The sequence below is a fragment of the Okeania sp. SIO2C9 genome, from assembly GCF_010672455.1.
In the GTDB taxonomy this organism is placed as follows: Bacteria; Cyanobacteriota; Cyanobacteriia; order Cyanobacteriales; family Microcoleaceae; genus Okeania.
The window spans coordinates 1-10,923 of the sequence record NZ_JAAHGO010000145.1 but is presented as its reverse complement, the minus strand read 5'-3'; the positions used below and the strand labels follow the sequence as shown (position 1 = coordinate 10,923).

The 10,923-nt window shown below is 38.2% G+C and carries 12 protein-coding genes; 1 reads left to right on the top strand and 11 read right to left on the bottom strand.

All coding sequences use genetic code 11. The features are described 5' to 3' along the window. The 10 genes from F6K23_RS39030 to F6K23_RS38985 form a co-directional block, all read right to left on the bottom strand. On the bottom strand, positions 1 to 2,408 hold a 2,408-nt coding region (locus F6K23_RS39030; protein ID WP_293166367.1), incomplete at its 3' end, for a hybrid sensor histidine kinase/response regulator. Between the two features lie 215 nt (positions 2,409 to 2,623). Further along, entirely contained in the window at positions 2,624 to 2,827 is a 204-nt protein-coding gene (locus F6K23_RS39025; protein WP_293166365.1) for a hypothetical protein, read from the bottom strand. Positions 2,828 to 2,935: 108 nt separating this feature from the next. Continuing rightward, on the bottom strand, positions 2,936 to 3,160 hold the full coding sequence (locus F6K23_RS39020) for a hypothetical protein (RefSeq protein ID WP_293166363.1): 225 nt from the start codon (positions 3,158 to 3,160) through the stop codon (positions 2,936 to 2,938). Beyond that, positions 3,157 to 3,396 (bottom strand): hypothetical protein, encoded by a 240-nt coding sequence (locus F6K23_RS39015; protein WP_293166361.1) that lies wholly within the window; start codon positions 3,394 to 3,396, stop codon positions 3,157 to 3,159. Before F6K23_RS39015 ends, F6K23_RS39020 begins: the two co-directional genes overlap by 4 nt. Positions 3,397 to 3,541: 145 nt before the next feature. Continuing rightward, positions 3,542 to 3,745: a hypothetical protein gene (locus F6K23_RS39010; protein ID WP_293166360.1), complete on the bottom strand. Its 204-nt coding sequence runs from the start codon at positions 3,743 to 3,745 to the stop codon at positions 3,542 to 3,544. Between the two features lie 227 nt (positions 3,746 to 3,972). Further along, complete coding sequence (locus F6K23_RS39005; RefSeq protein WP_293166359.1) at positions 3,973 to 5,394, bottom strand: HEAT repeat domain-containing protein; 1,422 nt, start codon at positions 5,392 to 5,394, stop codon at positions 3,973 to 3,975. After that, entirely contained in the window at positions 5,310 to 5,954 is a 645-nt protein-coding gene (locus F6K23_RS39000; protein ID WP_293166358.1) for a hypothetical protein, read from the bottom strand. Before F6K23_RS39000 ends, F6K23_RS39005 begins: the two co-directional genes overlap by 85 nt. 414 nt (positions 5,955 to 6,368) lie before the next feature. Then, entirely contained in the window at positions 6,369 to 6,560 is a 192-nt protein-coding gene (locus F6K23_RS38995) for a hypothetical protein (protein ID WP_293166357.1), read from the bottom strand. A 17-nt stretch (positions 6,561 to 6,577) separates the two neighbouring features. Next, the gene (locus tag F6K23_RS38990) at positions 6,578 to 7,771 is read right to left on the bottom strand and encodes an RNA-guided endonuclease TnpB family protein (protein WP_293166355.1); all 1,194 of its coding nucleotides are present in this window, start codon (positions 7,769 to 7,771) and stop codon (positions 6,578 to 6,580) included. A 109-nt stretch (positions 7,772 to 7,880) separates the two neighbouring features. Continuing rightward, entirely contained in the window at positions 7,881 to 9,236 is a 1,356-nt protein-coding gene (locus F6K23_RS38985; protein WP_293166353.1) for an O-antigen ligase, read from the bottom strand. A gap of 448 nt (positions 9,237 to 9,684) precedes the next feature. Here F6K23_RS38985 and F6K23_RS38980 point away from each other — a divergent pair, with 448 nt between their 5' ends. Further along, positions 9,685 to 10,491 carry an MOSC domain-containing protein gene (locus F6K23_RS38980; RefSeq protein ID WP_293166351.1) on the top strand — a complete coding sequence of 269 codons (807 nt, stop codon included), beginning with the start codon at positions 9,685 to 9,687 and terminating at the stop codon, positions 10,489 to 10,491. A 246-nt stretch (positions 10,492 to 10,737) separates the two neighbouring features. Here the strand turns inward: F6K23_RS38980 and F6K23_RS38975 are convergent. Next, a partial coding sequence (locus F6K23_RS38975; RefSeq protein ID WP_293166349.1) for a hypothetical protein occupies positions 10,738 to 10,923 on the bottom strand: 186 nt, incomplete at its 5' end.

Sequence of the window (10,923 nt, the reverse complement as noted above, 5' to 3'; positions counted from 1 at the left end):
ATTTCTATTCCTTGTTTTCCATTTTCTGCTTCTTTTAATTCAAATCCTAATGGTTGTAGTAGCTTAATTAATAATAAACGATTAGTAGGGCGGTCATCTACTATTAATATTTTATAACGAGGTTGATAGGGTTTTAAAGCTATGACATGACGTGGGTTTTGTTCAATTTCTATATCTGTTTTATTGGCAACATTTACTTGAATTTGAAATCTAAAGGTTGTACCTTTGCTTACTTTACTTTTGACGGTAATATCTCCTCCCATTAACTGCACAAATTTCCGACTAATTGGTAATCCTAATCCTGTTCCTTCTTGACTATTTTTACCTGTTTCTGTTTGAGTAAATGCTTCAAATAATTTGGGAATTTCATCTTCAGCTATTCCTAATCCTGTATCTCTGACTTCAAAAATAAGAGTTGCTTTATCATTACTTTCCCTCCTTTCAAAGGATGGATTTTTTTCAGAACTTTTCCCCTTTTCTAAGGAGGAATTAAGGTGAGATTCTTTTTGACTTTCTAAGAGGGAATTAAGGGGGGATTCTTTTTGACTCACAACTGTTACACTTACTCCTCCTTCAGATGTAAATTTAATCCCATTATTGATTAAGTTAATTAATACTTGACGGAGTTTAGTTTCATCAGTATAGATATATTGAGGTACATCATTCTGGCGTTCAAAAATTAATGTCAAGCCTTTATTTTCGGCGGTAATATGTAATAAGTCTTCCAGTTCGTTCAATAATGAATAAAAGTCAAAATTTTTAGCATTGAGGGTCATTTTCCCTGCTTCAATTTTAGATAAGTCTAAAATATTGTTAATTAAGGTTAATAAATAGTTGCCACTTTTATTAATAATTGCTGTATTTTCTTTTTCTTCTGGAGATAAGGTTGGAGAACGCATCATAATTTGCGAAAAGCCTAAAATAGCATTTAATGGAGTGCGTAATTCATGGCTCATATTAGCAATAAAAGTGCTTTTTGCTTGATTTGCTACTTCCGCTTTTTCTTTAGCTGTTTCTAATTGTTGATTTGACTCAGTCAGTTCAACTGTTCGCTCTTCCACTCGTTGTTCTAAAGTTTCAAAAGACGCTTGTAATTCTGTTGCCATGCGGTGGAAAGACTGAGCTAATTCCCCTACTTCATCACGTCGATCGCTCTCTAGTTTTGTCTGTTGATGCCATTGTCCTTGACTCATACTTTTTGCTGCTTGGTTTAATTTCAATATCGGTTGTGTAATCCAACGAGCTGTCAAAATACCCAACATTGTAGCGATCGCCAACGCCAAAAGACAAAAGACGACTGTGATTCTTGTATTAGCATTAATCTCTGCCATGAATTCCGACTGGGGAACAATGATAGCAATTGTCCAGTTAGGATGGAGTATTTCTATGTCCAAAGGAGCCAGTTGTAACCAATATTTTTCTGGTCCCAAATCAAATTGCGATCGCGTCACAGTATTTTTGTCTGTGGCTAAAGTTTGCCAATGAACAGCAGCAGCTACAATAACGGGATCATTACTATCAGTCAGTTTCAATCGGTCGAAATTCCCATGATACTTGCCCTCGCTATTCAATTGGTCAGGGGCAACAAACGGCTTCTCATCAAGGGAACTTGCGAGAACTAAACCATCCTCATCAACGATGACGATGCGACAGTCATTGCAAATGTTCAAAGTGTTCAAAAAATCTTGGATCAGTCTTAAACCCATATTAACTGTAAACACCCCTTGCAACTGACCTTTGTCATCGAAAAACGGGGCATAATTGCTAACTGCAAGCTGTAAAGTTTTCCCTATTTGGAATGGTTTTGTCCAACCAGGAGCGCGATCGCGCACGGCACCTTGATACCAAGGACGCTCTTGAACAGGAAATGGGTCGATAGAGAAAACTTCTTCAGTGGGATTGCCTAGTTCATCCACAAAAAACACAACAAAGCGTTCCGGACGTTTCGGATCGGAATAGGAATATTCAATACGTCCATTTCCCCATTCTATACTGCTGCGGTGCATCACTTGGAATGTACCATCAGGTAAACCCAAAAGAACGCCACTTACGGCTTCAAATTGGTTGAGTCGTACCCATAGGAGTTGCTTGATTTCTTTTAAATTTTTTAAATCTAGGGTTTCACTTCGGACTGCTTCAATATTCATTTTGTTAATTTGCATTGCCGTCTGAAGATTCTGCTGAATATACAAATTCACTCGCTCTGCTACTTCTGTCATCAAGCGTTCTGAGAGATTCTGTACCGCCTGCTGACCACTGCGATAGGACAAATAACCGACCAGTCCCACAGTTGCTAACAGTTGTATGATAAATGGCACTATTAATACTGTCCGAATAGGAATTCTACGGAATATTGAACTCAAATATTTGTTTGGCATTTTTGGGCGATCGTCCTTACTATTGTCCAATAGTTTCTTTTCCATGACTCACCTTTTAAAGTTGAAAATCTAAACGTCTTTCACCATCTTAATTTTCCTCACCAGTGTTTGTTTGGCATTTTTGGGCGATCGTCCTTTACTATTGTCCAATAGTTTCTTTTCCTAGACTCACCTTTTGAAGTTGAAAATCTAAACGTCTTTGAGCATCTCAATTTTCCTCCCTTGCGAGTAAATACCACAGCACATCAATACCTCTGCCGATATATTCGCTCATCTTGATGTTGTTGAATCCACTGAACAATAGTGGAGAGGAAAATTGAACTCAAATGTTTGTTTGGCATTTTTGGGCGATCGCCCTTACTATTGTCCAATAGTTTCTTTTCCATGATCTCAAATCCGGTAGCATCGGTGTTATTCAGTATTAAAGAACTGTAGGGGCGAATGGCCATTCGCCCTTACACATTGTATGACGATCAACAGAATTATATTACTCCGAAGCCAACGGATTTGATATGACTCACCTTTTGAAGTTGAAAATCTAGATGTTTTCCACCATCTCAATTTTTCTCCCTTGCGACTAAATACCACAGCACATCAATACCTCTGCCGACATATTCTGAATTTTGATGTTGTTGAATCCATTGAACAATAGTGGAAAAGAACATTGAACTCAAATATTTGTTTGGCATTTTTGGGCGATCGCCCTTTACTATTGTCCAATAGTTTCTTTTCCTAGACTCACCTTTTGAAGTTGAAAATCTAGATGTTTTCCACCATCTCAATTTTCCTCCCTTGCGACTAAATACCACAGCACATCAATACCTCTGCCGACATATTCTGAATTTTGATGTTGTTGAATCCATTGAACAATAGTGGAGAGGAACATTGAACTCAAATGTTTGTTTGGCATTTTTGGGCGATCGCCCTTACTATTGTCCAATAGTTTCTTTTCCATGATCTCAAATCCGGTAGCATCGGTGTTATTCAGTATTAAAGAACTGTAGGGGCGAATGGCCATTCGCCCTTACACATTGTATGACGATCAACAGAATTATATTACTCCGAAGCCAACGGATTTGATATGACTCACCTTTTGAAGTTGAAAATCTAAACGTCTTTCACCATCTCAATTTTCCTCCCTTGCGACAAAATCCCACAGCACATCAATACCTCTGCCGACATATTCCCTCATCTTGGTGTTGTTGAATCCATTGAACAATAGTGGAGAGGAACATGGAACTCAAATGTTTGTTTAACATTTTTGAGCGATCGCCCTTACTATTGTCCAATAGTTTCTTTTCCATGATCTCAAATCCGGTAGCATCGGTGTTATTCAGTATTAAAGAACTGTAGGGGCGAATGGCCATTCGCCCTTACACATTGTATGACGATCAACAGAATTATATTACTCCGAAGCCAACGGATTTGATATGACTCACCTTTTGAAGTTGAAAATCTAAATTTTTTCCACCATCTCAATTTTCCTCACCAGTGTTTGTTTAGCATTTTTGGGCGTTCATCCTTACTATTGTCCAATAGTTTTTTTTCCATGACTCACCTTTTGAAGTTGAAAATCTAGATGTTTTCCACCATCTCAATTTTCCTCACCTACGACTAAATACCACAGTGCATCAATACCTCTGCCGACATATTCTGAATCTTGATGTTGTTGAATCCATTGAACAATAGTGGGGAGGATATGGTTGGATTTTTTGCCGAGTTTGCCCAAAGCATCGGATACCCTTTGACGCACATAAGAATCTTCATCTTCAAGTTTTCCAAGTAAAGCATTAACTATAGTTTCGGAAGTATTACCCAAGTCGCCTAAAGCAGTTGCAGATCCACAACGAACAAATGAATTATCATCCTCAAGTTTTTCTAGCAAAGCATTAACTACAGTTTCCGAAGAATTACTCAAGTTACCTAAAGCCATTGCTGCCATTCCGCATACATCGGGAACTTGATCCTTTAATACTTCTAGCAGCGCATTAATTATTACCTCAGAACTGTTGCCCAACTTTCCTAAAGCACTAACAGCACCTCCACGCAAAATAGGATTTTCGTCTTTTAGTCGCTCTAGTAAAATGCCAATGTTACTTTGAGAACCAGCATCTGACTCATCTAAGTTAGCTTCATCTCCTTTAACCAGAGCAAAAACCCAATCTTGTAGTTGCGGTGGTAAGGCTTCAAGCATTTTATCTATACTATTGCCTAACTTTTTATAACCTAATTTTTCTATAACAAAGGCTGCCTCCCAACGTACAGCTAGATTATCGTTTTGTAGCAAATCTAATAAAGTATTAAAAGCATTTTCGGAATCTTTGCCCCAATAACCCAAGGCATGAGCCACAGTCTTACGCAAATAGGGATCTTCATCCTCAAGGTATACTAGCAAAGCATTGACTACAGTTTCTGAAGGTTCTCTAAAATAGCGCAAAGTATTGACTGCTTTGAGACGTATAACAGAATCTTTATCCTGAAGCATTGTTAACAGGGTAGTCATTACTTCTTCTTTTTCTCCTAGTTCTGCTTGATATCTCAGCAACCTTCCCTCATCAATCAAATTAGATCGCTTCTTCAACATCTCTAAAGCCTGCGCTTCAAAGTCAGTTTCATACAAACTACGAAAACTTTGGTAAACCTGCAAATGAACTTCCCCAGCAACCTGCTCTCTTCTACTCACCTCCAACTCAAGCAACCTCTCCAAAATCTCCTGCACCAACTCACCAGCAACACCCCGCAAACCTTTTGGATTTTCTGCCAAACAATTTCCAGCAAAAAACAAATCCCGATATAACCACTCCTCATACTCACTACCATTATTCAAAACTGCTCGAATTGCCTTCGCAACATTTTTCGGCTTTTGTTGCGCTATCAACAACAATAAAACCTCTCGCCAGTGGGCATCATGCAAATGTTCTCGAATAGCATTTAAAATAATCCCAAAATCAAGCTCATTCTCCAACTGATAATTAATTTCCTCAGCACACAAATATTCCTGAAAAGTCTTATGCACAAACCCATAACAAAAATGTAGGCTAACTTCTCAGACTTTTCTACCTCTTGCCCAGGCACAGAAATACCAGCAAATTTCACATCATCAAACCAATTTGCTAACTGTTCAAAATAATTTTGTTTGGCAACCTGAAATTTAATATAAGTATTAGTATGCTGAAAATAAGCATTAATAAAAATCTCTAACCATGACTGTAGACTTGATTGAATGAGTGGAATATTTTTAGCTTCAGCTTCCTGTTGAAATACTCTTCTTAAAAAATTAATATCTGGCTTACCTAGATTAATTAATGGTTTTTCTAATTCCGTCAAAACAGCAGAATGTTCAAAATATTGACTCAGAAATTTATTAAATCCATTCCAACCATCCGGTTTAGCCGAATAAAACAAAAGCTGTTGAGGCAAGAGTTCTTTTTCCCATTCCTTCACAGCCTTTTCTCCAGCTTCAATTGCCTTTTCTATATCTGTTTTATTTAGGGATTGAGTTAGGCGATCGCCCACTTTTTTCACAAGATAACCCCCTACTTTTGGTATTACCCAACTTACTAAATCTGGCCCCATAAATTACCCCTAATTAGCTTCATTTCAATTTTAATCTTGCTTTCATAATATAGGTAATATATTCCGGAAAAGAGAGGCTGGTTCATCTGTTTGTAGTTGGGCTTTAGCCCTTACAATACTAAGTATTAGACATCCCCAATAATAAAAAATAAAATCAATTATCATACAGAAATTATCAATTATTTCCTCCTACTCCTTGTTGTTTGGAGATGTTTATGAAGGCTAAAGCCCAACTACGAACCTACTCCTTGTTGTTTGGAGATGTTTATGAAGGCTAAAGCCCAACTACGAACTTAACTCCTTGTTGTTTGGAGATGTTTATGAGGGCTAAAACCCAACTACGAACCTACTCCTTGTTGTTTGGAGATGTTTATGAGGGCTAAAGCCCAACTACGAGCATATTCCCTTAAAACTCTAGTAAATACTAGACAACATAGCATCAATAGTTGTTTCTAAAGCAACTGCTGCTCCTGCACTCATATCCCGAGGAACACAAACTCTATTTCTCAGAAAAGCAAGAGCGATCGCTCCCACAGCAGCATCAGCAGCAAGTTCCTCTTTTTTTGAATCAACTGGTTTTTGACATCCTCCCCGGCCTGAAGGCACGGGGATTCCTACCGACCCTAAGCTCCTCGGTGGGTTGACGTTTCATTGGCTGCTGCTACCTTGACGGTAGTCTTACGCTTGCCTCCACGTCCGTTTTTTGTCTCGGACTGCCCGCCCGCGACTAATATATTTATTGCTGCATTCTCGTCTCTATCGTGTTTTGCGCCACAGTTAAGGCATTCCCATTCTCGCACCTGAAGGTCTAACTTACCACCTTTAAACCCACAATCTGAACAAACTTGAGATGTTGGCTCCCAACGACTAATTACTCTGAAATCACGACCATATTTTTCTGCTTTTCCTTCTAAGAGTGTCCTGAATTGCCTCCAACCTAAATCTGATATCGCTCTGGATAATTTACGGTTTTTCACCATACCAGAAACGTTCAAATCTTCTAAAACAACTGTTTGGTTTTCACGGATTATTTTAGTAGATAATTTATGCAGAAAATCTGTCCTTGTATCTTTTAATTTGGCATGAAACTTAGCCACTTTAAGTCTCGCTTTTTCATACCTTTTAGACCCTTTAGTTTTCTTAGATAATGACTTACTTAACTTTCGGTACCTTTTAATATGTTTTTTCAATGGTTTAGGAGCATCAACCTTTGTACCATCGCTAAATGTAGCAAAAGTTTTAATACCTAAATCTATACCTACTGAATTATCAGTTTGAGGTAAGATTTCTGGTTCTATTTCTACTACAAAACTCAAGAAATATCTATGAGCTGAATCTTTGATTACTGTTACTGATGATGGAGCAGTAGGTAATTCTCTTGACCATACAATTTTCAGCTTTCCAATCTTGGCTAAATAAACTTTGTGTTGACCAACTTTAAATCCTCCCTTTGTAAACCTCGCAGTTTGCTTTGACTTTCTACTTTTAAATTTAGGAGGTTTAACAGGTTTACCTTTTCTCTTGCCTTGAGTTGATTTAAAAAAGTTTTGATAAGCCTGGTTTAAATCATTCAAAGATTGCTGCAATGGTATATTAGAAACCTCTGACAACCATTCTCTGCATTCAGTCTTTTTAGCAGATGTAATAAAAAGCTTTTGTAGTTCTGAATTAGTAGATTTCTTTTCTCCTGATTTATACCTCTGTTGGCAGTAAGCTAGACTATCATTCCAAACCACACGGACACAGCCAAATAGCTTGGCTAATCGGTATTTTTGTCCCGGCCTTGGATATATACGGTACTTAAATCTAGCTTTCATAACTTGACTTTCAAACTAACAACACAATAACATATTTATTGAAAAAAATCAACTAAAAAGTCGCCCGCTTATGGGCGAGGCTTGAGACCCATTTTTTCGGTCACATACCCTAATCACCTTCTTCCTTCTTCCTTCTTCCTTCTTCCTTCTTCGCAATTAACCCACAAATTGCAGCTAAAAGTAACCATCCTATGGTATTAACTCGTAAATCAAACAAACTTACGTCAAACATATTAAATATAGTACAAGCACCAAAAGCTACTAAATAACTAAAAAATATTAAACGGTCTCCTCTGGAATAAATTGATGACCAATTCATTAATAACAATACTGCCTTTGCCAATATCCAACCCACCCAAACAAACAAAAACAAAGCAGCAGGAATTCCAGTTTCTGCCGTTAGCATCAAGAATAAATTATGAGGATGACCAAGCCACATTTGCATCTGTGCTTCATACACAGGAGTAAAATTCCGCAAACCCCAACCACTCCAAGGCTTTTCTAAAGTCATATTCCAAGCAAATTGCCATTGGGTGCTGCGTAGAATGGCTACAGGTCTATCAAAATCTCGATCTGTGAGTCGTGCCCAAAAGTATTCCGGAACAATTATTCGTAACCATTCCTGCAAAGGTGTAGGAGCAAAAGCAGCTCCAAATACAGTTGCCACTGCAGTCATTACTAACCATACTAACCAATGCCAACCCAGATAAATAGCATAAGCAAGACTAGCAAATACTACCAACCCCCAAGCATTGCGTGAATTTGTCAAAACCAAAGCAAAGCCATTACTAATTATTGCCACTGTTAAAAAAACAAATTCTTGAGACGACTTACCATGAAAAATATTGAAGCGACCCATTTTCTTTTTTGGATGTACGCTCTCTCCCGTTACCCTGTCTCCAGATAAAAATTTCCATTTTTCAATCCACAACCCCAACCCTAGAATAAATACAACCGTCAAATAAATTGCGAGAATATTAGCATACATAAATACTGAAGCCATTCTCCCAGGAGGGTTACCTTCTGGTGTAAGTACCCAACCTAAAATAATTTGTATGCTCAGGGGGCCAGACAAACCCAAAAATAATTGTCCGAAACCTAAAATGACTACAGGTACTGAAGAGAATACCATTACCCAAGAAAGTCGTCGTAGTTGAGATGGAGTTTGAATAAGAGTACTCAAGGCAGCAAATACTCCAAAAAATGGTAATAAATTAGCTAACCCTAAAAGTGCTTCCTGGCGGTCTAATGCAAAAAATGTAGCGATCGCTAACCAGACAGCAAGACCAGCTAAAGCTATATTATGTGGACGACGAATAATATTGCGCCATTTTTTTTGCCAAGTGCTAATAACAGCAAAAATTATAGTTAATATACCTATAGTTGGTAACATAGGAAACAGTAATAGTCCTACTTGAGTGCATTTCCACTCTTTTTGTAAATAATGATGAGAATTATGATTCAATTTTTTTAGGTATTATTCAATAATTGATAATGGATAATTACCTCTCCCTAAAAGGAAGAGGATTGAATAAAAGGAAAATTAATTCATTGTTTCTCCTTGGTTATGAGCAGATTTTTACCTTAATTATTTGGTAATAGAATATTTTAGTAATATAGCAATAGTAATTTCCAAAAAGCGTGAGGTAACAGTGAAACGCATAATGATATAAACTTATTCCTATATAATTTTTTCTAATTTTCCTATCTTGGTATGATAATATCATTTTGAAAAAAGAATGTTAAAAATAATAAGCGCAATTAAAATATACGCCCAGGAGATGTGCCTTTGACTACAAAGATAACTTACAACCTAATAAATGGTATTAAAGCTATTTATTCTGACTCCTGACTCCTGACTCCTAAGCAATAACCTAACTATTTGTAGCAAAGATTTATAAAATTGGCATAACATGAAATTAGCAACAGTTAAACAGTTATTTATTCATCCAGTTAAAGGGTTAACTCCTCAAATTTGCCAGAATTTTTTCCTCACTTCAGGATATGGCATTAAAGGCGATCGCGCTTTTGCTTTGATGTTTCTCGACTCTGATAACCAGACCGTCGGACCAGAAATTATACCTTGGATGAGTAAAAAGCATTTTGCAGTACAAAATGACTGGCCTGGTTTAGCTGCTTTGAATTGTGAGTTTGACCCAGAAACTAGATTTTTGACTGTGCGACATCAAGGGGTTGAGTTGTTGAAGGCAAATACAGGTTTATCTGAGGAGCGCGATCGCATAAGTGCTTTTTTCACAGATTATTTGAACAGTCTCACCCCAAATAAAGGAGCGCGTCATCCTCAAAAAGCTGCCGTGCAGTTAGTGGGAAATGGCAAGACAACTCGTTATCCTGACCGCGAAATTGTACATATTTCTATTATTAGTCAGGCAACTATGGATGACTTAGGAGAAAAAGCAGGCAAGATATTAGATATACGGAGGTTTCGCCCTAATGTAGTTGTGGATGGAATGGATGCTTGGTCAGAGTTTGACTTGGTAGGAAAACAGTTGCGCTTGGGTAATGCTCAAATTACTGTGACTGCTAAAATTGGGCGGTGTATGAATATTGAGGTCGATCCAGAAACAGGCGATCATGATATACCTTTATTATCGGTGTTGAAAGAAAAATTTGGTCACGCTCACACAGGTGTTTTGGCAACTGTTGATAGTGATGGGGATGTGGCGGTTGGCGATATTTTGCAAATTTTGAGTGATTAACTAGTGCAGGATGGCGGAAATAACTGACCAGTTACAAAATCCCAAAACAATTACAAATCAAAAATGATTGACTTTTGAATTTTGACTTTTAACTTCCGCGTAGCGGCACTAGCTATCAGCATTTTCCGTACCGGAATGCTCCGCAAACAGTATTTCCGTACTGAAACACTTTTTACAGTAGTTTTCATTTCAGTAGATCACAGTAGTGGCGTGACACACCTAAAACTGTGTAATAGATTTTTGTTTCTAGGTGTCTTGATCTCCCCACACTCCCCACACTCCCCACACTCCCCACACTCCCCATACTCCCCATACTCCCCACACTCCCCACACCCCCCACACTCCCCACACTCCCCACACTCCCCCCACCCCCCCCACCCCCCCCACCCCCCCCCCCCCCCCCCCCCCCCACACCCCCCCCCCCCCCCCCAC